The organism is Streptomyces cyaneofuscatus, from assembly GCF_042718795.1.
GTDB classification, from domain to species: Bacteria; Actinomycetota; Actinomycetes; order Streptomycetales; family Streptomycetaceae; genus Streptomyces; species Streptomyces cyaneofuscatus_A.
In genome coordinates this window covers 1-22,107 of sequence record NZ_JBHXOX010000008.1, presented here as the reverse complement: position 1 = coordinate 22,107, position 22,107 = coordinate 1, and the positions used below count along the sequence as shown (strand labels likewise).

Here is a 22,107-nt window from a genome sequence, read left to right as displayed (position 1 = left end):
TCCGACGCGTGGCCGACATCCAGATTCCCGCTGACATCAAGCCCGCCGACGGACGCTTCGGCGCCGGTCCTTCCAAGGTGCGGACGGAGGCGCTCGACGCGCTGGCCGCCACCGGCACCTCTCTCCTCGGTACGTCCCACCGCCAGGCCCCGGTCAAGAACCTGGTCGGCGAGGTACGCGACGGCGTGCGCGCGCTCTTCTCCCTCCCCGAGGGTTACGAGGTCATCCTCGGCAACGGCGGCTCGACCGCCTTCTGGGACATCGCGACGCACGGTCTGATCGAGGCGAAGTCCCAGCACCTGAACTTCGGTGAGTTCTCCTCCAAGTTCGCCAAGGCCGCGAAGCTCGCGCCCTGGCTGTCCGACCCCACCGTCATCGCCTCCGACCCGGGCACCCACCCGGACCCGCGGGCCGAGGCGGGCGTGGACGTCTACGCCTTCACCCACAACGAGACCTCCACCGGTGTCGCGGCGCCCATCAAGCGCGTCGCGGGCGCCGACGAGGGCTCCCTCGTCCTGGTGGACGCCACCTCGGGCGCGGGCGGCCTCCCGGTCGACATCACCGAGTCCGACGTCTACTACTTCGCCCCGCAGAAGTCCTTCGCCTCCGACGGCGGCCTCTGGATCGGCGTGTTCTCCCCGGCCGCCCTGGAGCGCGCCGCCCGGATCCACGCCTCGGGCCGGCACATCCCGGAGTTCTTCTCGCTCCCGACGGCGATCGACAACTCCCTGAAGAACCAGACGTACAACACCCCGGCGCTGTCCACCCTCTTCCTGCTGAACGAGCAGCTGAAGTGGATGAACACCCAGGGCGGCCTGGACTTCACGACGGGCCGCACGGCCGCGTCCTCGGGCCACCTCTACGGCTGGGCCGACGAGTCCAAGTACGCGACCCCGTTCGTCACGGACCCGGCGAAGCGCTCGCAGGTCATCGGCACGATCGACTTCTCGGACGAGATCGACGCGGCGGCCGTCGCCAAGGTGCTCCGCGCCAACGGCATCGTGGACACGGAGCCGTACCGCAAGCTGGGCCGCAACCAGCTCCGCGTGGCGATGTTCCCGGCGATCGACCCGGCGGACGTGCAGGCGCTGACGGCGTGCATCGACTTTGTGATCGAGAAGCTTTAGCTCTTCGGTTCTGTACGGCAGTACGGCAGTAGGGCAGTACGGAGACGGCCCGGCACCCGCTTGGGGTGCCGGGCCGTTTCGGCACCCCCCTGCAAACGCTGAGGACGGAGTCAGGGGCGCGCCGCTAGGGTGCCGCCCATGAATTCACCCGAGCCTGCCGCGCCCCGCATCACCCACGTCCCGTACACCGGAGGCGAGAAGGAGAGCCTTCACGCCAGCCTGGACCTGCACCGCGACGCGGTGCTGTGGAAGCTGGAGGGGCTGGACGACGAGCAGGTGCGGCGGCCGATGACGCCGACCGGGACGAATCTGCTCGGCCTGGTCAAGCATCTCGCCGCCGTCGAGTACGGCTGGTTCTGCTCGACGTTCGGCCGGGAGACCGAGCCGTTCTGGTTCGACCCGGCGACCGAGGACATGGCGGCCGGTCCCGACGAGACCACCGCCGGCATCATCGCCTTCCACGCCCGCGCCCGCGCGGCCGCCGACGCCGCGATCCGGGAGACGGACCTGGAGACGACCGGTACCGCGTGGGACGGGCGGGTCGTGTCGATGCGGTGGGTGCTCATCCACATGCTGGAGGACACCGTCCGGCACGCCGGCCACATGGACATCGTGCGCGAACTGATCGACGGCGCGGTGGGCCGCTACCCGGGCACGGAGTGACCGGGCCCGTCGGCTCCCACTCCCCCGGGGCACTCCCCCGGGGCCGGGGCTGGGCTCACCTCACCCGGGAGCCGCCGCGGGAACCGCCGCCGTCCGAGCCGTCCTCGTCCTCATCGTCATCGTCGTCCGGGATGTGCACGTCGAAGACGTTGATGTTGATCTCGACGACCTTCAGTCCGGTCATCGTCTCCACGGCGTCGATGACGTGTGTACGGATCCGGTCGGCCAGCTCATGGATCGGAACGCCGTACTCCACCTCGACGTCGACGTCGATCGCCGTCTCCTTCTCGCCCACCTCGACCTTCACGGTCCGTCCGCTGCTCGACGATCCGGAGACCCGGCCCGTCACGGCACCCAGTGCCTTCGAGGCGCCCTTGCCCACGGAATGAACGCCGTCGGTCTCACGGATCGCGATGCCCGCGATGGTGGCCACGACGCCGTCGGCGATCGTGGTCCTGCCGCGTACGCCGCTTCCTTCGCTTCCAGCGCTCGTCGCCGAGTTCCCGCTCCCAGGTTCGATGTCGACCATGTCGCTCCGCCTCACAGAGAGTGGTTGCCACGGGTGCTCCTCCCACCCGCGCGGGCCCCCTCATCCACTCTCCGCCCGCCTGCGGCCATCCGCCATTCGGGGTACCGGACCTCAGTCGCGCGGCAGTAGCGTCCCGAGCGGGCCCAGGTCCAGATTGAGGTCCTCCGGACGCACCCCGTGCTGGTCGCAGAGCTCCTTCATCCGCCGGTCGAGCAGCATGAGCGTGGTCCCGATCTCCTCGACCTGCTCATCGCTGAGGTCGCCCTGTTCGACCCGGCGGATCGCCTGGCGCTCCATGAGCTGCCGCAGCAGCTCCACCACGGTCAGGACCAGGGCCACCAGGTCCCGCCCCATCTGCTCGGAGTCCAGATCGACCCGTGAACCCGCCCCCGCCGCCGGGCGCGGGCCCGTCACAGCGGCCCCCCGTCGGCCCAGGGCGCCGGAACCCGCTCGCTGACCGACGACAGCAGGGCGTGCAGCGACACCCGTACGAGAGGTACGTCGGCGATGGCGATCACCAGGTCCCCGCTGACGACGACCCCGGTCGCCAGAACCCGGTCCAGCAGGTCCACCAGCGGCACCCCGATAGGCCCGCTCAGGGGCTCCGGGCTGTCCCAGGGCACCACCGGGCGCTCCCCGTCCACCGGCTACACCTCCCCGACGAAGGAGTACGGCACCCAGGGCCCGGTCAGCTCGATCCGCGTCCCGGTCCGCTCGCCCAAAGCCCTTACCAGGCCGGCCAGTTCGTTCGCGCGCTGCTCGGCCACGAGGTAGGTCGCGTTGAGCACGTGCACCCGGCCGTCGCCCCCCGGTACGGCCCCGTGCGTACGGAGGCGGCGCGACGCGGCCGCCAGCGCACGGAGTTCGGCGTCCACCGACTCCGCGACGGACAGCGCCTGCTCCCGGCGCCGCTCCCGGCGCTCCTGGACCCCGCGTTTCCGGTTCAGGTAGGCGAGCCCCGCACCGGGAGCGGGGGCCGCACGCCCACCGCTACCCACGGGGACGGGCTCCCGCTCCTCCTCGGTGGCCGGGGACTCGGGCTCGTACACCTTCACGCCCCACTCCGCGTGGTGCGCGATCCGCTTCAGCACGCCGTGGAAGCGGTGCGCCTCGTCGTCGAGGGCGCGGCGGGCCCGGTCGTCGTCGTGGTAGAGCGTGGCGAGGGGCAGCGGTACGGCGGGCCCGTGGAGGGCCGCGGCGGACACGACCTCGTGGTGGGCCCGTGCGTACCGCTCGATCTCCGGCGGGTCCGAGAGCCGCGACTGCCAGACCTCGTCCGTGAAGTCGGCGGCCGGGACGGTCTGGACCACGGCGGTCAGCGGCCCGGACGGCAGCAGCCGGACCGCCGCGCCGCCGGGCATGCCGGCCAGACCGGTGACGTCCGCCGTGTTCGCGGCACGGGTGCCCCGGCAGACGGCGAACACGTAGGTGACACAGGCGGCGTCCGGAGCCCGGTCCCGGGGTGCGGGGTGCGTCATCTCTGCCCGGTCTCCTTGCTGTTGTCCCTGTCGACGTTCCGGTCGGTCTCATTCGTGCCGGCCGGTTCGAGGGCCTGGAGGCGCTCCCGCAGCCGGCGGTTCTCGTCCTCCAGGGCGTTGTGTTTCGCCCGGGAGCTGAGGGCCGGATCGGTCTCCCACCAGTCGATGCCCGCCTTCTTCGCGGTGTCGACGGAGGCAACGAAGAGGCGGAGCCGGATGGTGAGGAGTTCGATGTCGAGGAGGTCGATCTTGATGTCCCCGGCGATGACGATGCCCTTGTCCAGGACGCGTTCGAGGATGTCGGCGAGGTTGGTGGTGGACTGGGGGCCGTTGGCCGGCGGGCTCCCCTGGCGGAAGTCGAGGTCGGTCACCGCGCGGCCTCCGACCGGCGCCTGCGGCTCGCGCGCTTCGGAGCGGGCGGCTCCTCCGGCTCCTCTTCTTCGTCTGCTTCCTCTTCGCCCTCGTCCTCTTCGCCTTCGTCTTCCTCCTCTTCCTCAGGCTTCTCGTCCTCTTCCTCGTATGCGTCCTCCGGTTCCTCGTCCTCTTCGTCGCCTTCTTCCTCGCCCTCCTCGCCTTCCTCTTCGGGCTGCTCGTCCTCGGCCTCTTCGCCGTACTCCTCGTCCTCGGCCTCGCCCTCCCCGTCCTCGGCCTCCTCCGCCTCCTCCGCCTCCTCGCGTTCGACGGCCTCCTCGTGGGTGACCACGACCTCGCCGTCGCGGATCTCGCCGCGCCAGCCCTCGGGCTCCTCCTCGGTGAGGGTCACGTACCGGTGGAAGTGCTTGAAGTCCAGCCGTACGCGGCGGCCCTGGGCGCGCCAGAGATTGCCCGTCTTCTCGAAGAACCCGGACGGGTAGTACTCCACGACCAGCACGATCCGCGTCAGGTTCGGGGCCAGCTCGTGGAAGCTGATGGCGCCGCGCGTGCTGCCCTTGGCGCCCTCGGACGTCCAGACGATCCGGTCGTCCGGCACCTGTTCCTGCACCGTGGCCTTGAAGCTGCGGGTGGAGGGGCCGACCTTGACCTTCCAGTCGGTCTCCTCGTCATCGCCCTTCGAGACGCTCTGGACGCCCTTCATGAAGCCGCTGAACTCGTCGTACTGCGTCCATGCGTCGTAGGCGGTGCGCAGCGGTACGCCGACGTCCATCACCTCGATGATGTTCATGAACTTTCCGCCGCCGGCCTTGCGGTTGCCCTTTCCGCCGCCGCCGTCGTCGCCGCCACCGCCGAAGAGGCCCTTCGCCTTGTCCACCACCGCGTCCTTGGCACCCTTGGCCTTCTCCGATACGAAGGCCTTGGCCGGGGATTCGCCCTGGAGGACGCGCGAGGCGATGGAGGGGAGCGAGCCGCCGTTCTCGGCGCTGTCGGTCAACTGGCCGGTCAGATCCTTGAGTTTGCCGCCCGCCTTGTCGGCGAGCTGCTGGACCTGGGCACTGGCGAACTTCGACAGTTCCTCTTTGATGCGATCGACGCCCGACTCCGTCGGAGCCTCGGATGCGTCCTTGTCCGTCGTTGCCATGGCTGACTACCTCCGGCGGTCGGCGCGCTGGGATGCTGACCGCTTCGATGTCGCTGCCTTCTTCGAGGCAGACTTCTTCGCGGCGGGCCTCTTGGCCGCGGACTTCTTCGCGGCGGATTTCTTGGCGGCGGGCTTCTTGGTGGCGGGCTTCTTGGCCGCCGAGGTGCCGGACGCCGACTTCTTGGCGGGGGCGGTCTTCTTGGCCGGGGCGGTCTTCTTCGCTGCCGTCTTCTTCGCGGGAGCGGACTTCTTAGCTGCGGCCTTCTTGGCCGGTGCCTTCTTGGCGGGGGCCTTCTTGGCGGGGGCCTTCTTGGCGGGGGCGGTCTTCTTCTCAGCCGACTTCTTGGCCGGGGCCGCCTTCCTGGCGGGTGACTTCCTCGCCCGGGACCGGGGCGGTGGGGCCGCCTCTTCTTCCTCCTCTTCGAACTCCTCGTCCTCGTCCTCCGCGGGCTCCTCGTCCTCTTCCGGCTCCTCCTCCGGCTCCTCTTCCTCTTCCTCCTCTTCCTCCGGCTCCTCTTCCTCTTCCTCCTCTTCCTCCGGCTCCTCTTCCTCTTCCTCCTCGTCCTCTTCCTCGTACGCGCCTTCCGGCTCCTCGTCGTACTCTTCGTCCGCCTCTTCGTCCGCTTCGTCGTCCGGCGCCGCGGTGAGCCGGGCCGTCCGGTCGCCGATGGCGTCCGCGAGGTTGGCCATGGAGCGGTTGGCGGCGGCTGTCACCGCCTGGCGGCCCGCTTCGAGGACCTCGCCCCGCAACTGCTCCTGCAATTCGGCCACCTGCGGAACCTCGCCGAGCCTGCGCATGCCCTCGGCGGCGAGCTGACGGGGTTCGAGTCCGAACCGGCGCCCGGCCAGATAGGTCGCGACGCTCAGGGCCAGCCGGCCCTTCTTCGTCCGGCCCAGCACGTATCCACCCACCACGGCGGCTGCGAGCGCCACCTTCGCCTGGTCATCCATGCCTGTCACCTTCTGTCGTCGGTGTCCGGCCGATCTGCGCGGCGTACAGCCGGTCGAGCAGCCTTTCCTCTTCCGCTTCGAATTCCTCCAGCCCGATGTGCCCATCGTCGAGCTCGTGGTTGAGTGCCGCGAGCTGCGCGCGGATCACGCCGGGGTCGTAGAGCTCGCGTTCGGCGGCGTCCTGCAACCGCTCCGCGACCCACATCACGCCCCGGGCGGGCGCGAGGGGGAGCAGCAGTACTCCGGAGATCAGCCCCATCGTCAGCCACCACCGACGGGTGCGGGCGCGCCCCGGTCCCCGGCCCCGGCGAAGCTGTGGCAGGGCAGCGGACCGACGATGCGGAGGTCGACGTGGTCGCGGTGGGCCGCGGCGAAACGCTCGGCGGTCGCGCGGAACCGGTCGCTGTCGGCCTGCGCCACAAGGAAGGACACGTTGAGCGCGCAGCCGGGCACCTCCGGGCCCCCGGCCGTCGCGCGGGCCATCGGCGCCAGGTCGCGCAGCGCACGCCGTCCCGCCTCGCCCGCCCGGCGCGCCAGGGCGGAGGCGACGGCTTCGCCCAGCCGCACATCGGCCTCGTAGCCGGGGCGCCTGCGGGCTGCCTCGCGCAGCCGCCGTACGGTCGCGTCCCCCGCCACCAGCGCGGCGAGGGAGTCGTGGGCGGGCAGCGCCTTGACGTTCATCTCGATGTGCCCGGCGACCCGGTCCAAGGCGGCGAGGTGCGCCGCCTCCGCCGCGGCCAACTGGGCGCGCAGGGCGTCCTCGTCCGGCGCGACCATGCCGAAACGCATCGGCAGCACGGGCCCGCTCGCCGCCAGCTGCGCCAGGAGATCCTGGTGGGCCAGCAGGTCGCGGCGCCGGGCACGCAACTGGGCGGGGGCGGCACTGACCACCGCGGCCACCGGTCCCGCGCCGACGGCCCGCAACGCGGCGGGCGGACTGCCCACGCCCCCGGACTTCCGGGGCAGCGGCGTTCCGGCCCGGACGACCGCGTACACGTACAGCTCCGGCCCTTCGACGGTTCCCGGTCCCTCGGCGCGCACGTCAGGCCTCCGCCCGGCGGCGGCGGCTCGCGGAGCCGCCACTGCTGCTGCTGACGGGGGCCCGCCGCTTCTTCGGACGCGCGGGCCTCTCCTCCGTTTCCGCCTCGTCCTCGTCGTACTCGTCGTAGTCGTCGTCCTCGTCGGAGCCCCCGGCTCCGACCGCCTTGCGTACGGTGTCGCCGACCGACTCCGCGGCCTTGCGCACCTTCCGCTTGCCGACGGAGCGCGCGGCGGAGCCGCCGAACAGCTCGGGGACGGTGGAGCTGCTGGGGTCACGTTCGAGGTCGAGGCGGTTGCACGCTTCCGCGAAGCGGAGGTAGGTGTCCACGCTGGCCACGACTATGCGTGCGTCGATCTTCAGGATCTCGATACCGACCAGGGAGACCCGTACGAATACGTCGATCACCATGCCCCGGTCGAGGATGAGTTCCAGCACGTCGTAGAGCGAGCCGGAGCGGGGCGGGCACGGAGCGACACCGTCGACGTATGTCGTGGTCGTCATGGGGGGTCCTTCCAGCAGTCGGACGGAGTCGGACGGGTCACTCGTCGGCGGCACCGCGCCGGTAGCGGCGGACCCGGGTGTACTCCAGGAGTTCGCAGGCCTGGTCGAGCCGCACCTCGTACGAGGCGAGGAGACTGGTCGTGTCCGGGATGCGGGGCACTTCGAGGACGTCCACGACGACGGCCCAGCCGTCGTCGGAGCGCCGGATCGCGGAGACGCCCTCGGCCGGGTGGCTGATCAGCGTTTCCAGGCTCCGGCAGGCGGCGCGGGCGGCGTGCTCGGGCCCCTTCGCGGCCGGGGGCTTCTTTTTCGTCCCCGTGGAGGAGCGCTCGGCGCGCGCTGAACGTTGGTCTGCCATGGTGACCAGTCTGGTCACTGTGGGGCTCCCCGCATCTTGGGAAGAGCCGGTGGTGCGACGCCCCCCCCCACCGGGGCCGGACCTCAGGCGGAGGCGAGGGGGTACGGCCGGCGGGCCTCCGGCGGAAGCGCAGGGAGGACAGGGAGGACAGGGAGGGTGGGCGGGGTCAGACCTCTCGCGGCCGACGGGCCAGGACGAACCCCTGGGGCACCCGCTCCGGGAACGGCCCCTCCGTCTCCCGCTCCCGCCACACCCGGAACACGACCTCCAGGCCCGCCTCCCGCAGCAGCCCGGCCACCCGATCGGGCTGCCGCCGGTGGAAGACGAGCGAGACCTCCCGGCCCAGCGCCTCCGTCATCCGCAGCGGCTCGTCCCCCACCTGGAAGCCGAGCTGCACAGGCGCCCCCGGGGCCAGCACGCGATGGAACTCCGCGAAGACGCGCGGCAGTTCCTCGTCCGGGACGTGGATCGTGGAGTACCAGGCGAGGAGGCCGCCCAGCGAGGCGTCCGGCAGGCCGAGGGCGAGCATGGAACCCTCCTCGAAGCGCAGCCCGGGGTGCTCCTGACGGGCGACCGCGAGCATCTGCGGCGAGAGGTCGATCCCGAACACGTCGAGGCCCAGGCCCAGTTCGCTCAGGTGCGCGGTGACCCGGCCCGTCCCGCAACCGACGTCGGCCACGGGCAGGCCGCCCCCGCCTCCGCCCGCCGCCGCGAGTTCCGCGAAGACGGCCAGCACCCCGCGCTCCAGCGGCTTGGCCGCCAGCTCGCCGCGCGAGAACTCGGCGTAGGCGGGGGCGATGGCGTCGTACGAGTCCCGGGTGGTGCGCTGGAAGTCGGCCGGCGGGCCGGAGGCGGCGGTCATGGCCGCCACTGTAGGCGGCGCCTCCCCCCGGCCGGGGAGTCGGACCAGCGGCGCCCTCCCCGGCCCCGACACCCGGGGCCGGCCACGCATTCCCCGGCCCCGGGTGTCAGGCCGGCCACGCATTCCCCGGCCCCGGTGTCAGACCATTGGGTTGCCGCTGACCGTCTCCTCGGGCGGGACGAGGTCCTGGACGACGTCCCAGTGCTCGACGATGCGGCCGTCCTCCAGCCGGAAGACGTCGACGATGGCGACGGGGCCCGGCGCCCAGCCGTGGACGATGCTGTGGGTGAAGACGAGGTCGCCCTGTGCCGCGATCCGCTGCGGCTCCCACCGGAAGCCCCGCAGATCCGGGACCGCGGCACGGAGGGCGTCCAGGCCGCTCGGCATCCCAGGGCTGTGCTGGACGTAGGGCTCGGCCCAGTACCGGTCGAGCGCCGTGAGGTCCTTCTCGGCGAAGAGCTCCCGCATGGCGGTGAGGACGGTCTCGGTGTTGCGCCGGGCCGGGTCCGCCTCGGGGTGTTCGGTCACGGTCATCTCTCCTCGCTGGTCCTGACGGGCCCGGGGTCCTTCCCCGCCGCCCTCGTACGGAAGGGGGACAGGACCCTGTCCCGCCGCCCTCATACGGAAGGGGGCCGGGCCCCCTCCCCGCCGTCCGTACGCTCGTACCGCAGCGCGCCCGAGGGGCAGCGCCGCACCACCTCCACCACGCGACTGGCGTCGGCACCGTCGGGCCGGATCCACGGGCGCCGGCCGGTGTCGAACACCTCCGGCAGACCGCGGACGCACTCGGCGGCGTGCCGGCAGCGTCCGGCCTCGAAGGTCACGGTGATCGACCGGCCCTCGTACGACCGCCGGTCCGTCCGCTCGCTCATTCCGGGCCTCCGTTCAGTCACTGACCCGGCTGCGGGACTGGTAGAGCAGGTCCTGGTACTCGGGGTGCCGGGCGATCCACCCCGCGAAGAACGGGCAGGTGGGCAACACCCTCAGCTTCGCCGCGCGCGCCTCGTCGAGGGCGGTACGGGCCAGGGCCGACCCGACCCCCTTGCCCTCGTACCGGGGTGAGACCTCGGTGTGGAGGAACGCGATGAGTTCCGTCGTACGGAGGTAGTCCGCGAAGCCCGCGACCTCGGACTCCCCCTCGATCCGCGCCTCGTACCGCTTGGCCTCGGGAACATCCTTCACTGCGACTGCCATGTGTCCTGTCCTCTCCTCTTCTCTGCGTTCGTGCCGCACCGGCCCGGTCCGGGTGGTGCGTCCCCGTCGTACCAGCCCGGGGTCAGGCGGCACTTCCGGCGCGCCCGGCGGCCAGGAGCTGCGTCTCCCAGGCGAAGGCCACCCCGGAGGCGCCGCCGTGCTGGGCCTGGACCTCGGCGGCCGCCGGCAGGGTCTCCTCGCGGGCCCAGTCGCGCTGCCACTCCCCCATCACGGCCATCCACGTGATCGGGACGACGCCCGCCTGGACCATGCGGCGCACCGCCATGTCGTGGGCCTCCGCCGAGACGCCTCCCGAAGCGTCGGTGACGGCGTAGACGTCGAAACCCTCGCCGGCCGCCTGGATGGCGGGCATGGCCAGGCAGATCTCCGTCCAGAGCCCGGCGAGGACCAGCTTCTTCCGCCCGGTCGCCTTCACGGCGTCGACCACGCGCTGGTCCTGCCAGGTGTTGATGAAGGTCCGGTCGATCGGCTTCTGCTCCGGGAACACGTCCTGGATGCCCTGGATCAGATAGCCGCCGCGCTCCTCCAGCACCGTGGTCAGGATGGTCGGGACGCCGTACGCCTTGGCGGCCTTGGCGAGTCCGACGACGTTGTTGACGACCATCGTCGGCTCGTGGCTGTTCAGGTTGGCGAACTGGAAGGGCTGGTGGTCGATCAGCACCAGGACGCTCTCCTCGGGCGTCAGCAGCGCGTCGAGTCCGGCCTTGTTCGGGGTGCTGACGGTGCTCGCGGTGCTCATGGGGGTGTCCCTTCTGGAGCCGTACGCCATGTGGTTGACGCGTCACCCACACTAGGCAGCAGGTGGTTGATGCGTCAACCAGTTCTGGTGGCGGCCGGTTCACCGGGAGCCGCGACGGCCTCGCTACGCTCCTTCCATGGACGCACCGCCTCGCTGGCTGACCCCGGAACAGCAGGCCGCCTGGGACGGCTTCATCCGCATGCAGGAGAAGCTCATCGGACGGCTCTCCCGCCAGGTCCAGGCCGACTCCCACATGTCCCCGGCCGACTACATCGTGCTGGCCAAGCTCACCGAGGCCGGCGGGCGGATGCGCCTCATGGACCTGGCCAAGCTGGTGGAGTGGGAGAAGAGCCGCATGTCCCACCAGGTGGGGCGGATGGCGAAGCGTGGACTTGTGGCCAAGGAGGACTGCCCCGACGACGGGCGCGGAGCGTTCGTCGTCGCCACCCCGGCGGGCCGCGAGGCCATCGAGGAGGCCGCGCCCGTCCACGTGGACCACGTGCGGCGGCTGTTCGTCGACGCCCTCACCCAGGAGGAGCTGGACACCCTCGCCCGCATCTCCCACCGCGTCCTCGCCCACATGGAGAAGCAGCCCGACTGAGACCGGCCGCGGCGACCACCGCCGCGGCCGATCACGCCCGCTGTCAGCGACTCAGCAGCCGGAACCGCCGCACCGCCAGCGGCAGGAAGACCAGCGTGATCACCACCGGCCACACCACGGCCATCAGCAGGGCGTGCTCCTCCACCCACGTACCGCCGCCCGCCACCGGGTTGCCGAAGAGCTCGCGGGTGGCCGTCGCGGTCGAGGAGAGCGGGTTCCAGGCGGCGACCGTGCCCAGCCAGCCCGGCATGAGGGACGGGGCGACGAAGGTGCTGGAGATCATCGTGAGCGGGAAGGCGACCGCGTACAGCCCGCCCGCCGCCTCCGGGGTCGGAACCAGCAGGCCCAGCCAGACGCCCACCCAGATCAGGCTGAACCGCAGCAGCAGGAGCAGCCCGAACGCCCCGAGGGCGGGCACCACCCCGCCGCCCGCGCGCCAGCCGATCAGCAGCGCGGTGACGGCCAGGATGGTCAGCTCGGCGGCGGCCACCGTCAGGTCGGCCACCCCACGGCCGGAGGCGAAGGCGGAGGGCGCCATCGGCATGGACCGGAAGCGGTCGACGACCCCCTTGCCCGCGTCGGTGACGACGGCCACGGCGGTGTTCATGAACCCCATGGCCATGGTCATCGCGAACATGCCGGGCATCAGGAACTCCCGGTAGTCGCCGCCGCCCGGCACCTTCATGGCGCTGCCGAAGACGTATCCGTACAGCAGGACGGAGAGGATCGGGAAGCCGAGCTGCCAGACGACGGCGGACGGCTGCCGCTGGTAGTGGGTCAGGCTGCGGCGGGTGATGTTCCAGCAGTCGGAGACAGCCCAGTGGGCGAGGCCGTGTTCGCGGGGCGCCTCGGCCGCGGTGCGGCCCGGTGCGACGACGGTCATGCCGCCGCCCCCTCTCGTACGGCCTGGGCGTCGCCGGCAGGCGCGCCGTCGGCGGGCGTGTCGCCGGCGGGCGCGTCATCCGTACCCGCGCCGTGGCCCGTCAGCCGCAGGAACACGTCGTCCAGGCTCGGCCGGCGCAGCCCGATGTCCTCCACCGCGATCCCGTCGTCCTGGAGGCTTCGGGCCACCTCGGTCAGCGCGGCCACCCGGTCGGCGACCTGGGCGTGCACCCGGCGGGTGGTGCCGTCGGTGAGGACGAGCCCGCCCCCGGCGACCCGGCCGACGGCCCGCGCCACGGCCGCCAGGTCGCCCTCCTCCGCGGCGACGACCTCGATCCGGTCGCCCCCGACGCGGTTCTTCAGCGCGTCGGGGGTGTCGTCGGCGATGGCCCGCCCCCGGTCGATGACGGTGATGTGCGAGGCGAGCCTGTCGGCCTCGTCCAGGTACTGCGTGGTGAGCAGTACGGTCGTGCCGCCCGCCACCAGGGCCCGGACCGCGTCCCAGACCTCGCCCCGGCCGCGCGGGTCGAGCCCGGTCGTCGGCTCGTCCAGGAAGAGCACGTCGGGCGAGAGGATCATCGAGGAGGCGAGGTCGAGCCGGCGTCGCATGCCGCCGCTGTACTCCTTGGCGCTCCGGTCGGCGGCCTCCACCAGGTCGAACCGTTCCAGCAGCTCCCCGGCGCACTGCCGGGCCCCGCGGTTGCCCAGGTGGAAGAGGCGCCCGAACATCTCCAGGTTCTGCCGCCCGGTGAGGCCCTCGTCGACGGCGGCGTACTGACCGGCGAGCCCGATCCTGCTCCGTACGCGGCGGGGCTCGCGCCCCACGTCGACCCCGGCCACCTCGGCCCGGCCCGCGTCGTACCGCAGGAGGGTCGCGAGGACCCGTACGGCGGTGGTCTTCCCGGCACCGTTGGGGCCGAGCAGGCCGTGGACGGTGCCGGGACGGACGGCGAGGTCGAACCCGTCGAGCGCCCGCTTCTCCACCCCGCCCTTCCCCTTCGCCGGGTACCGCTTGACGACCCCTTCGGCGAGTACGGCGTATCCGGACGCGAACGCGGACCCGGAACCGGACCCGGACCTCGGCCTGGATTCAGACATGGCCATGGCATAACCCCCTGCTTCTCCGACTGACCCGGAAGCGAATTGAGTACACCGTACCCCAAACTGAGTACGCTGTACCTCAATACGAGTACGGCGTACCCAAATCGCCTCCCGCGCACTACGCTGACCGCATGGCGAACGACGGATCGACAGGATCAACAGGGTCGACGGGACCGACAGCGACGGCGGCGAAGGCGACGGACGGCACCACCACCGGGAGCGGCGACATCGCGCGCAGCCTGGAGCTCCTGTGGGGCACCGGGGACCGCCCCAGCCGCGGCCCCAAACCGGGCCTCACGCTGGACCGGATCGTCACGGCCGCCATCGCCGTCGCGGACGCGGAAGGGCTGGCCGCCGTCTCCATGCGCCGGCTCTCCACCGAGCTCGGCACGGGCACGATGTCGCTCTACCGGTACGTCCCCGGCAAGGCCGAACTCCTGGACCTGATGCTCGACCGGGTCCTGGGCGAGCCGCTCTCCGCCGAGCCCGACCGTCCCGCCGCCGACCACCCCGTACCGGAGGACTGGCGGGTGGCGATCAACGCCATGGCCACGACCTACCTCGACAACCTGCGCAGCCACCCCTGGCTGCTGAAGATCAACCAGGCCCGTACGGTGCTCGGCCCCAGCGCCCTGCGCGGTCTGGAGCTCTCGCTCGCCGCTCTGCGCTCCATGGGGCTGCGCGACCCCGAGCTGATCGGCGTGATCATCACGGTCAACAGCTTCGTGGAGGGCCTCGCCCGCACCCAGGGGGACGCGGCGGAGGCGGTGGCGCAGACCGGGCTGAGCGACGAGGAGTTCTGGGACAGCCAGCGCCCCTACCTGGAGCGGGCCATGCTCAGCGGCGCGTACCCGATGATGGCGGGGATGTCGGAGGACACCTTCAGCGCCGACTTCGACCACTTCGCGTTCGGGCTGGAACGGCTCATCGCCGGTTTCGAGGTCCTGGTCGCGGAGCGGAAGGCGGCCGGCTCGGCCGACGGCTGAACGACGTACCAGGCATGACCGGACATGACAGGGCGCCCGGCCCGTGCCCCAATGGATATATGGACGCCAGCCGGGAGCTAGCCCCTTTCGTGAAGCAGTACGCCGTCCTGCTGAGCACCCACCGCCAGGACGGCACGCCGGTCGGCACGCCCGTGAACATCGCGGTGGAGGGCGATCACGCGTTCATCCGTACGTTCTCGTCCGCCTGGAAGGTCGAGCGGATGCGCAACCACCCGAAGGTGGAGCTGGCCCCGTGCACGGTCCGGGGCAGAGCCACGGGTCCGGAGATCAGCGCCCACGCGCGGCTGCTGCGGCCGGGCACGAAGGAGAACACGCACGCGGCACGGATGCTGTCGCGGAAGTACCCGATCGTGCAGGGCGTGCTGGTGCCACTGGTGCACCGGCTGAAGCGGGACAGGACGCTGCACTACGAGGTGTGGCCGGTGGTGAACGGCGACTGAGGCTCCCGCACGCCGCGCTCTCCGCCGCCTACCCCCGCTTTTTCCGGAGGGCGAACCACAGGACTCCCGCGCCGATGACGACCACGGCACCGAGCCCCACACTGCCCTTGCCGTCACCGTCCTGACCGTCACCGGCCCCGGAGGAGGGACTGCCACTCCCCGAAGGCTTCCCTTTCTCCCCCTGGCCCCCCTCCTTCTCCGGGCCCCCTTCCACCTCGACCCGCACGACCCCGCTACCCGCCCCCTCGGAGCCGAACATCAGGGCCGAGCCGTCCGCCGTGTAGGTCACCGACTCCGCCTGCCGCTGGAACGGCGCGGCGACCGACCGGCTCTCCCCGATGCGGCCGTCCTCGAAGTCGTACACGCGGGCGCTGAAGTACGAGCGCAGCACCAGCGAGCCCCCGTCGGGCGAGAAGGCCCCGTCCGTCACCCACGGCACCTCGCCGACCCGCCGGAAGGTGTTCGGAGCGCCGGTGGTGAGCTCGGCCGGCCCTTCGTAGAGCCCGCCGCCGTCCTCGTTCTTGGAGGCGATGTAGACGCGCCCGGTCTTCGGGTGGACCATCAGCGCCTCGGCGTTGCGGGCCCCGTCGGCGTACTTCACGTCGTACTGGGTGGCGGTGACGGTGGCGTCGCGGAGGGCCTTGGGCTCGGGGAAGCGGTAGATCCAGACGTGGGACCAGGACCCGTCCAGGTTGTCCCCGATGTCACCGACGTAGATGTCCCCGTCCGGCCCGATGGAGATGCCCTCCACGTCGCGCGGCTCCCCCACACCCCGCATGGTGATGGTCGCGACGGTCTTCCCGGTGCGGGAGTCGACGGCGAAGACGTAGGGGCCGTCGTCACTGTCGTTGTGCGTCCAGTAGACGCCGGGGTGCAGACGGCTGGCGGCGAGACCGCTGGACTCGGTGATACGGGAGTCCTCGATCGTGAAGTCACGGTCGGGTTCCCCGTCGGCGGCGACGGCGGGGCAGGCGGCCCCCAGGAGCAGCAGGAAGGCTGCGGCGGGAGGGGCGGCAACGGCGAGACGTGCCGGGCGGCTCGGATACGGACGCATGGCCCAAGTGTCCACCGTCCCGGACTCGTCCACGGCCCGGCCCGGCCCGGTCCACGGCCCCCGCCCCGTCCACCGCAGGGTCCACCCCGGCCGGCCCCACCGTGTCCATCGTCACGTCGCAGGCCACAGCCGCGATCGGCCATGATGACGCCATGCGTTTTCTCCCGGTCGGCGACTCCATGACCATCGGCGCCACCGGCGACTTCACCTGGCGCTACCGCCTGTGGCAGCACCTTGAGGCCCTCTGCCCGACTCCGTACGAGATCGTCGGGCCGCGCACGACGCTGTACGACCCCGGGGCGAACGCCCCGCTCTCCGACGCGTACGCCGACCCGTCCTTCCCGCCCGACGCCCGCAGGCACCTGGCGGGCTGGGGCGAGGGGTGGCTGCATATGGCCCCGGTGATCGCGGACGCGGTGCGCGCGGCGGAGGCGGACGTGCTGCTGGTCTCGCTGGGACTGATAGACCTCGGGTTCTACACGGACGCCGAGCAGACGGCGGCCAACGCCCGCGCGTTCATCGAGGCGGCCCGCACGGCCAACCCGCACATCCGGATGGTGCTGCTCCCGGTGATACCGAACGTCCGGGCCGAGTCGGACGCCCCCTTCGCCGCCTCCTGCGCCCGCTTCAACGACCTCCTCGCCAAGGCCGTGGCCGACCTGGACACCCCGGCCTCCCCGCTCCTGCTGGCCTCGCGCCCGCCGGGGTACGACATCCACACGGACACGTACGACGGCACCCACCCCGGCCCGACCGGCGAACACCTCCTCGCCGCCGCCTTCGCCGACGCGATGCACCAGGCGTGGGGTCTGGGCGGCCCGTACGCGCGGCTGGAAGCGGCGGCGGTCCCGGCCTGACGGGGCTCCGGCCCGGTCCTCCCCCCGCCCCCTGGACGCCGAGGGTGGACGCCGGGGCGGGGCCCTGTCGGACCGGGGCGTCCGCAGGCCCGTCGGCTCAGCCGAGGTTGCCGTCGGCCACGGTCCCCGTACCCAGGTTGCGGACCGCAGTGCCCCAGCCGCGCAGGTCGTTGCCGGTGACCCAGGCACCCTGGCTGCCGGCCATCACCCCCACACCGGCCTCGGCGCCGCCGCCCTCGCCGACGCGGGCGACGTTGCCCTGGACCGACACGTTCACCGCGTTGCCGCCGATCCGGATGGCATAGGTCCCGGCCGGTCCGCCCGTGCCCGCGCCGGTGATCCGGTTGTCGCGGACGGCGGCTTCCGATGAGGCCACCGAGATGCTGTTCTGGGTGGCGCCGAGCACGGTGTTCTGGGCGATGAGGGCCTCGGTCGACCCGGTGTCGACGCCGATGCCGTCGCCTTCGACGGCCGACAGATGGTTGCCGGTGATCACGGCGTGCGGGGACCGCTGCACCTGGATGCCCTGGCAGTTCCCGTCGGACGGGTGGCGGGTCGTGGCGACGACGTTGCCGGTGATCGTCGCCCCGTCCGTACGGCTGACGTAGATCCCCGTCTCGCCGTTCGTGGCGCGGACGAGATTGCCGCTGACGACCACCGAACTGTTCTGCCCGGCCGACGTGTTGGACACGACGATCCCCCCGCCGGAGCCGGTGCCGCCCCCGGAGCCCGCGCCGAGAATCGTGTTCCCGGTGATGGAGATGTCCTCGATCGGGATGCCCGAACCGGAGCTGACGTGGATGCCGGTGATCGCGGCCGCGTCGATCGTGTTGTCGGCGATCACCGACTGGGCCCAGTCGGTGGCCCGGACACCGTAGGCCCCGCTGCTCTCCACGCGGTTGGCCAGCACGCGGATGTTCCGGTGCGGCCGCCGGTGCGTCGGGGGCGCACCGGCGGGTGCGACGTAGTGGTCGCCGCACAGGGCGTCGTACGGGGAGTTGACCGTGGGCCGGGAGTTCCGCATCACGCACCCGCTGATCAGGATGTCCTCGCACGGGGTGCCGTCGAAGTCGGGGGCGGGCAGATTGGCGGCACCGGTCGCGCCGGTGATCTGTACGGCCTCCAGCCGGTTCGGCACGACCGGAGTGCCGGTCCCGGCGTACACGCCGTCGAAGAGGCAGTCGACGATCCGGGCCCGCCGGACCGCGTTGAGCTCGATCGCGTGCGCCTGGGGGACGTCGAGGACGGTGGCGTCCCGGACGGTGAATCCGTCGGCATGCGTGAACACGAAGGCGGGGCAGGTCGAGGTGAACTGGCTGCCGCGCATGTCCCACGTACCGCCGAAGACGCGTATGCTCCCGGCCCCCTCATAGCCGGCGACGGCGGGCATACCGCTGGTGTAGTTCTTGATGAGGGCCGAGGTGTTGCCCGTCCGGAACAGCCGGGCACCGTGGGCCTGCACGGTCATGCCGGGGCCGAGGAGCAGGGACTCCCCGAGCGCGTACGAACCGGGCGGCACGAGCAGGGTCGCGCCGCCGCCGGGTACGGCCCGCGCGCGGGTCAGCGCGGAGCGGAACGCGGCAGTGTCGTCGGCCACCCCGTCCCCGACCGCGCCGTGCTCCCGTACGTCGAAGACGACGGCGGGCGGGACCGGATCGGCGGCGGCCGGCCCGGCGGCCAGTATCCGGGCGGCACCGGCACCGCCGAGGAGCCCGCCGGTAGCCAGCATCAGGGCGCGTCTGTCCATGGTCGGTTCGTCCTTCGCCAGGTGGGGCGGCCAGGCAGCTCCGGCCCAACCTCCGCGATCCAAAGTCTGCGAGGCATCCTGCCACGGACCGCTGATCACCCGGGCAGGCCGGCCCGCCCCGACACCGGCTCCCAGACCGAGCAGTCGTGCGCGAAGAACACCCGCTCCGGCTCGAACGCGGCCAGCCGGTCCATCCAGGGCCGGTACGGCGGAAGCGGCGGCGCCACCCCGTCGAGCACGGCGCGTCGGGCCAGCTCGTCGGAGGCGTAGTGCGAGGCGAAGTCATGGGCCTGCCCGGCGAAAACGACCACCGTGCCGCCCTCCTGCCGAACGACGAGCGACTGATGCCCGTCGGTGTGCCCCGGGGTCGGCACCACCCACACCCCGGGCCAGAGTTCGGCCTCCCCGGACAGCTCCTCGTACCGAGCGCCGGGAAATTCGACGAGGGCGTCGATGGTGTATCCACCCCGCCGCGCGGCAGCCAGCTCAGTCTCCTGCACCAGCACGGGCACGCCCGCCAGCAGAGGATTGCCGCCGATGTGGTCGAAGTGGAGGTGACAGTTCACCACGACGTCCACGTCCCCAAGTCCCGCCCCCACAGCAGCCAGCGCGGCCTGCAACGGCCGCCGCCGGGGCCGGTAGTGCGCCTCGGCCCCCGCGTCCCCGGCCCCGATGCCCGTATCGAAGAGGAGCCGCCCGCGCTCGTGCTCGACGAGATAGGCGAGAACGGGCTCCACTCTGGGGTGCGGACCGCCCGTCTCAGCTGCGGGCCGGACGAAGAAGCCGAGGTCGAGGCGGTGCACGGTGACGGTCTCGGTCACGTTCGTACGCTGCGTCATCCAGCCAGCCTGGCAGCCGGGCGGGGCGGTGTCCGGCGGCTCTGCCGACAGCGGAGCCTTCAGCCGTGCGTCCCCTGCATCTCCCGCGAGACGCCTGGGTGCGCAGCAGGCTGCCCAAGCAGGACGGCCGTCTATTCTGCGGACATGATCCAGCCCGTCGAACTCGTCATATTCGACTGCGACGGCGTCCTCGTCGACAGCGAGCGCATCGCCGTGCGCATCGATGCTCTCGTCCTGGCCCAGTTGGGGTGGCCCCTCACCGAAGCGGAGATCGTCGACCGGTTCATGGGCCGCTCAAGTCGGGCGATGACCAGGGACATCGAGGCCCACCTCGGGCGGAGCCTGCCGGCCGACTGGGAGGGGGAGTTCGCGCACCTCTACCGCGACGCGCTGGAAGCCGAACTCACCGCCGTCCCCGGTGTGGTCGACGCGCTCGACGCGCTCGCCCACATCCCCACCTGCGTAGCCTCCAGCGGGAGCCACGACAAGATGCGTTTCACCTTGGGGATCAGCGGCCTCCGCCAGCGCTTCGAGGGCCGCGTCTTCAGCGCCACCGAGGTGGAGCACGGCAAGCCGGCGCCCGATCTGTTCCTCCACGCTGCGCGGCGGATGGGCGTCGCGCCCGAGGCGTGCGCCGTGGTCGAGGACAGCCAGTACGGTCTTCAGGCCGCCCGGGCCGCCGGGATGCGCGCCTTCGCCTACGCGGGAGGCATGACTCCCCCGCACCACCTCGAAGGCCCCGGCACCGTCGTCTTCGACGACATGCGCACCCTGTCCGGGCTGCTCGCCGGCCGGTGACCGGCTCTCGCCTCCGTACCCTCACCCCACCGGCTGCGACCCGAGCATCGTCAGCGCCAGTTGGGTCAGTTCGCCGGAGACCTCCTCCGGGCGGGCCCGGCGGCAGCGGCGGGTGTGGTGGGCCATCAGTTCGTGGACCGAGCCGACCATCACCATGACGTCGACCCGGTGGTCCCGGTCCTCCGCCTCGCCCCGCTCCACCGCCCGCTCGGCCTCCCCCGTGAGGAACTCCGTCCACAGCGCGCGCCAGAGCTTGCAGTGCTCGTCCACCACCGCGCTCACGCCCAGCACCTCGACGAAGGTCACCCGTGCCTCGCGCGGATCGCGGGTGACGGACTCCACGTACGCGTCGAAGAGGCGCCGGACCCGATCCGCGATCGAGCACTCGTCCATCCCCTCGGAGAGCAGGGCGGCCTCCATGGCCCGCAGGCCGGTGGTGGTGACCCGGTTGTGCAGGGCGATGAGCAGCCCCTCCCGGGTCCCGTACTCCTGCCGGAGCGCGTCGGGCGTGACCCCGGCCGCCTCGCACAGGTCCGCCTCCGAGGTCTCCCGGTAGCCGACGACCCCGTACAGCTCCCTTGCGGCGTCCAGCAGTTGTTCCCTCGCCTGGGTACGGGCCTGGTCACCGGGCCCCGTCCGCTGAACCGCCCAGCCATCAGCCACCGGTCCTCCTTCAGCGCAAGGTGCGGGAGAGGGCCTCGGCACCTCTGCACGAACCGCCGCCCCATTGTGCGCGCCCGGAGGGCCACCGGAGCGCCACGCCACACCCGAACGGGCGAATGCCCGCACGCGGAAACGCTTCTTCTCGGCGCGTCGATCAGCGCGGCGGTCGGCGCGGCGGTCGGCGCGACGGTCGGCGCGACGAGAAGTGAGGGGCGCGCCGGGCCCTCAGCACTGCTCCTCCGCGTACGAGAACGCCTCCCGGTGCTCGTCCACGCTCTCGACTCCGTCGCGCGCCCGCAGGGCCAGGTCCCGGGCCAGGCGCCGGGCCAGTTCGCGCAGGGCGTCGTCCGGCGTGGCTCCCTCGACGTACTCCAGCAGGCCCGCCAACGCCTCCAGTTCGCCGGTATGAAGTGCCACGTCGACGATCTCCTGGCCCTCCGCCGTGAGCGCCTCCACGGCGCGCCGCCGACAGGCCGTGCTCCGCAGCCGGGTCACGGCGTCATCGGGTCCCAGCTCCGGGCCTTCTCCCGCCGCGCCGAACGCTTCGAGCCGTCCGAGCAGAGCGTCCGGCTCGCTGTGCGGCGCGCGGTAGAAGGGCCGCTCGGCGCTTCCCGCCTCGCGCGGGTCCAGCCGTACCTCGGAGAGGAACGCGGCGACACGGACCGGCGCGGGCGTCAGTCCGCTCCCCATCCAGCGGGCGGAGTCCAGCAGCGAGCGACCGGACCCCTCGGGGATGTGGAAGAAGCACCATCCGGAGACGCCGCACCACAGCAGCCCCGTCTCCCCGCCGTCCCCCAGGAGCGTCCGGCTGAACGCGGCCGTGAACTCCACGCTCCCCTCGACGTCCCCCTCGAAGTCGTCCTGGCTCGGGTCGTGCACATCCCCGTATGCGGAGACGCCGGCCACCGGGACCTCCTCGGCCAGCAGCACCTCCGCGACGACCGTCATGTATCCGCCTATGACCGATTCGAGGGCGCCCCGCAGCGGAGGTGAGCAGTCTTCGGCATTGGCGTACGTCACGGCGGCTCTCCCACGTCGGTCCCGGAGGCGAGTTCGCCTCCTTACCGCCGTTGCCCGCATCACGCCTGTTCACACGGGGTCGGCTCGACCCTGTCGTACGGGGCAGGGGCCGACGCC

Annotated in this window: 30 protein-coding genes; 7 read left to right on the top strand and 23 right to left on the bottom strand. The window is 72.0% G+C overall.

Features of this window, described 5'->3' with window-relative positions; translation table 11 throughout:
* Positions 1 to 8 precede the first annotated feature (8 nt).
* Both serC and ACFWRT_RS10360 read left to right on the top strand, forming a co-directional pair.
* A complete protein-coding gene (gene serC, locus ACFWRT_RS10365) occupies positions 9 to 1,127 on the top strand; it encodes a phosphoserine transaminase (RefSeq protein WP_380950679.1) in 1,119 nt (372 codons plus the stop codon).
* Positions 1,128 to 1,265: 138 nt separating this feature from the next.
* On the top strand, positions 1,266 to 1,790 hold the full coding sequence (locus tag ACFWRT_RS10360) for a DinB family protein (RefSeq protein WP_380950680.1): 525 nt from the start codon (positions 1,266 to 1,268) through the stop codon (positions 1,788 to 1,790).
* A 55-nt stretch (positions 1,791 to 1,845) separates the two neighbouring features.
* On the opposite strand, the gene ACFWRT_RS10355 is transcribed toward ACFWRT_RS10360, so the two are convergent.
* From ACFWRT_RS10355 to ACFWRT_RS10280, 16 genes are all read right to left on the bottom strand, one after another.
* Positions 1,846 to 2,319, bottom strand: coding sequence for an Asp23/Gls24 family envelope stress response protein (locus tag ACFWRT_RS10355; protein ID WP_380950681.1), 474 nt, complete (start codon positions 2,317 to 2,319; stop codon positions 1,846 to 1,848).
* A 111-nt stretch (positions 2,320 to 2,430) separates the two neighbouring features.
* A complete protein-coding gene (locus ACFWRT_RS10350) occupies positions 2,431 to 2,733 on the bottom strand; it encodes a gas vesicle protein K (protein ID WP_380950682.1) in 303 nt (100 codons plus the stop codon).
* Positions 2,730 to 2,942, bottom strand: coding sequence for a gas vesicle protein (locus tag ACFWRT_RS10345; protein ID WP_239697354.1), 213 nt, complete (start codon positions 2,940 to 2,942; stop codon positions 2,730 to 2,732). Before ACFWRT_RS10345 ends, ACFWRT_RS10350 begins: the two co-directional genes overlap by 4 nt.
* A gap of 24 nt (positions 2,943 to 2,966) precedes the next feature.
* Positions 2,967 to 3,797 carry a GvpL/GvpF family gas vesicle protein gene (locus ACFWRT_RS10340; RefSeq protein WP_380950685.1) on the bottom strand — a complete coding sequence of 277 codons (831 nt, stop codon included), beginning with the start codon at positions 3,795 to 3,797 and terminating at the stop codon, positions 2,967 to 2,969.
* Entirely contained in the window at positions 3,794 to 4,168 is a 375-nt protein-coding gene (locus ACFWRT_RS10335) for a gas vesicle protein (protein ID WP_380950686.1), read from the bottom strand. Before ACFWRT_RS10335 ends, ACFWRT_RS10340 begins: the two co-directional genes overlap by 4 nt.
* Entirely contained in the window at positions 4,165 to 5,313 is a 1,149-nt protein-coding gene (locus ACFWRT_RS10330) for an SRPBCC family protein (protein ID WP_380950687.1), read from the bottom strand. Before ACFWRT_RS10330 ends, ACFWRT_RS10335 begins: the two co-directional genes overlap by 4 nt.
* Positions 5,314 to 5,319: 6 nt before the next feature.
* Entirely contained in the window at positions 5,320 to 6,264 is a 945-nt protein-coding gene (locus ACFWRT_RS10325) for a histone protein (protein WP_380950688.1), read from the bottom strand.
* Positions 6,257 to 6,523 carry a gas vesicle protein GvpG gene (locus ACFWRT_RS10320; protein ID WP_380950689.1) on the bottom strand — a complete coding sequence of 89 codons (267 nt, stop codon included), beginning with the start codon at positions 6,521 to 6,523 and terminating at the stop codon, positions 6,257 to 6,259. Before ACFWRT_RS10320 ends, ACFWRT_RS10325 begins: the two co-directional genes overlap by 8 nt.
* Positions 6,524 to 6,525: 2 nt before the next feature.
* Positions 6,526 to 7,305 (bottom strand): GvpL/GvpF family gas vesicle protein, encoded by a 780-nt coding sequence (locus tag ACFWRT_RS10315; protein WP_380950690.1) that lies wholly within the window; start codon positions 7,303 to 7,305, stop codon positions 6,526 to 6,528.
* 1 nt (position 7,306) lies between these two features.
* Positions 7,307 to 7,807 carry a gas vesicle protein GvpJ gene (gvpJ, locus tag ACFWRT_RS10310; RefSeq protein WP_380950691.1) on the bottom strand — a complete coding sequence of 167 codons (501 nt, stop codon included), beginning with the start codon at positions 7,805 to 7,807 and terminating at the stop codon, positions 7,307 to 7,309.
* 37 nt (positions 7,808 to 7,844) lie between these two features.
* Positions 7,845 to 8,165, bottom strand: coding sequence for a gas vesicle protein GvpO (locus ACFWRT_RS10305; protein ID WP_380950692.1), 321 nt, complete (start codon positions 8,163 to 8,165; stop codon positions 7,845 to 7,847).
* Between the two features lie 166 nt (positions 8,166 to 8,331).
* Positions 8,332 to 9,027 carry a class I SAM-dependent methyltransferase gene (locus tag ACFWRT_RS10300; RefSeq protein ID WP_380950693.1) on the bottom strand — a complete coding sequence of 232 codons (696 nt, stop codon included), beginning with the start codon at positions 9,025 to 9,027 and terminating at the stop codon, positions 8,332 to 8,334.
* A 138-nt stretch (positions 9,028 to 9,165) separates the two neighbouring features.
* Entirely contained in the window at positions 9,166 to 9,561 is a 396-nt protein-coding gene (locus ACFWRT_RS10295; RefSeq protein ID WP_380950694.1) for a nuclear transport factor 2 family protein, read from the bottom strand.
* 83 nt (positions 9,562 to 9,644) lie between these two features.
* Positions 9,645 to 9,899 carry a (4Fe-4S)-binding protein gene (locus ACFWRT_RS10290; protein WP_380950695.1) on the bottom strand — a complete coding sequence of 85 codons (255 nt, stop codon included), beginning with the start codon at positions 9,897 to 9,899 and terminating at the stop codon, positions 9,645 to 9,647.
* A 13-nt stretch (positions 9,900 to 9,912) separates the two neighbouring features.
* On the bottom strand, positions 9,913 to 10,221 hold the full coding sequence (locus tag ACFWRT_RS10285; protein ID WP_030567121.1) for a GNAT family N-acetyltransferase: 309 nt from the start codon (positions 10,219 to 10,221) through the stop codon (positions 9,913 to 9,915).
* 82 nt (positions 10,222 to 10,303) lie between these two features.
* Complete coding sequence (locus ACFWRT_RS10280; protein ID WP_380950696.1) at positions 10,304 to 10,981, bottom strand: hydrolase; 678 nt, start codon at positions 10,979 to 10,981, stop codon at positions 10,304 to 10,306.
* A gap of 136 nt (positions 10,982 to 11,117) precedes the next feature.
* Between ACFWRT_RS10280 and ACFWRT_RS10275 the strand changes: the two genes are divergently transcribed.
* Positions 11,118 to 11,582: a MarR family winged helix-turn-helix transcriptional regulator gene (locus ACFWRT_RS10275; protein WP_380950697.1), complete on the top strand. Its 465-nt coding sequence runs from the start codon at positions 11,118 to 11,120 to the stop codon at positions 11,580 to 11,582.
* A 43-nt stretch (positions 11,583 to 11,625) separates the two neighbouring features.
* Here the strand turns inward: ACFWRT_RS10275 and ACFWRT_RS10270 are convergent, their stop codons facing one another.
* Both ACFWRT_RS10270 and ACFWRT_RS10265 read right to left on the bottom strand, forming a co-directional pair.
* Positions 11,626 to 12,465: an ABC transporter permease gene (locus tag ACFWRT_RS10270; RefSeq protein ID WP_380950698.1), complete on the bottom strand. Its 840-nt coding sequence runs from the start codon at positions 12,463 to 12,465 to the stop codon at positions 11,626 to 11,628.
* A complete protein-coding gene (locus ACFWRT_RS10265; RefSeq protein ID WP_380950699.1) occupies positions 12,462 to 13,562 on the bottom strand; it encodes an ATP-binding cassette domain-containing protein in 1,101 nt (366 codons plus the stop codon). The genes ACFWRT_RS10270 and ACFWRT_RS10265 overlap by 4 nt, the downstream gene beginning before the upstream one ends.
* 134 nt (positions 13,563 to 13,696) lie before the next feature.
* On the opposite strand from ACFWRT_RS10265, the gene ACFWRT_RS10260 reads away from it, so the two are divergent.
* Both ACFWRT_RS10260 and ACFWRT_RS10255 read left to right on the top strand, forming a co-directional pair.
* Positions 13,697 to 14,551 carry a TetR/AcrR family transcriptional regulator gene (locus tag ACFWRT_RS10260; RefSeq protein WP_380950700.1) on the top strand — a complete coding sequence of 285 codons (855 nt, stop codon included), beginning with the start codon at positions 13,697 to 13,699 and terminating at the stop codon, positions 14,549 to 14,551.
* Between the two features lie 59 nt (positions 14,552 to 14,610).
* Positions 14,611 to 15,012, top strand: coding sequence for a PPOX class F420-dependent oxidoreductase (locus tag ACFWRT_RS10255; protein WP_380950701.1), 402 nt, complete (start codon positions 14,611 to 14,613; stop codon positions 15,010 to 15,012).
* Between the two features lie 28 nt (positions 15,013 to 15,040).
* Here the strand turns inward: ACFWRT_RS10255 and ACFWRT_RS10250 are convergent, their stop codons facing one another.
* A complete protein-coding gene (locus ACFWRT_RS10250; protein ID WP_380950702.1) occupies positions 15,041 to 16,066 on the bottom strand; it encodes an SdiA-regulated/phytase-like domain-containing protein in 1,026 nt (341 codons plus the stop codon).
* Between the two features lie 152 nt (positions 16,067 to 16,218).
* Here ACFWRT_RS10250 and ACFWRT_RS10245 point away from each other — a divergent pair, with 152 nt between their 5' ends.
* The gene (locus tag ACFWRT_RS10245; RefSeq protein WP_380950704.1) at positions 16,219 to 16,923 is read left to right on the top strand and encodes a GDSL-type esterase/lipase family protein; all 705 of its coding nucleotides are present in this window, start codon (positions 16,219 to 16,221) and stop codon (positions 16,921 to 16,923) included.
* A gap of 97 nt (positions 16,924 to 17,020) precedes the next feature.
* Here ACFWRT_RS10245 and ACFWRT_RS10240 read toward each other — a convergent pair whose 3' ends face one another.
* Together ACFWRT_RS10240 and ACFWRT_RS10235 are read right to left on the bottom strand one after the other, a co-directional pair.
* A complete protein-coding gene (locus ACFWRT_RS10240; RefSeq protein ID WP_380950706.1) occupies positions 17,021 to 18,670 on the bottom strand; it encodes a right-handed parallel beta-helix repeat-containing protein in 1,650 nt (549 codons plus the stop codon).
* A gap of 95 nt (positions 18,671 to 18,765) precedes the next feature.
* A complete protein-coding gene (locus ACFWRT_RS10235; protein ID WP_380950707.1) occupies positions 18,766 to 19,509 on the bottom strand; it encodes an MBL fold metallo-hydrolase in 744 nt (247 codons plus the stop codon).
* Positions 19,510 to 19,653: 144 nt separating this feature from the next.
* Here ACFWRT_RS10235 and ACFWRT_RS10230 point away from each other — a divergent pair, with 144 nt between their 5' ends.
* The gene (locus ACFWRT_RS10230) at positions 19,654 to 20,307 is read left to right on the top strand and encodes an HAD family hydrolase (protein ID WP_380950708.1); all 654 of its coding nucleotides are present in this window, start codon (positions 19,654 to 19,656) and stop codon (positions 20,305 to 20,307) included.
* A gap of 21 nt (positions 20,308 to 20,328) precedes the next feature.
* On the opposite strand, the gene ACFWRT_RS10225 is transcribed toward ACFWRT_RS10230, so the two are convergent.
* Positions 20,329 to 20,970, bottom strand: a complete 642-nt coding sequence (locus ACFWRT_RS10225) for a TetR/AcrR family transcriptional regulator (protein WP_380950709.1) — start codon at positions 20,968 to 20,970, stop codon at positions 20,329 to 20,331.
* A 225-nt stretch (positions 20,971 to 21,195) separates the two neighbouring features.
* Complete coding sequence (locus ACFWRT_RS10220; RefSeq protein ID WP_380950711.1) at positions 21,196 to 21,990, bottom strand: CYTH domain-containing protein; 795 nt, start codon at positions 21,988 to 21,990, stop codon at positions 21,196 to 21,198.
* Positions 21,991 to 22,107 lie beyond the last annotated feature (117 nt).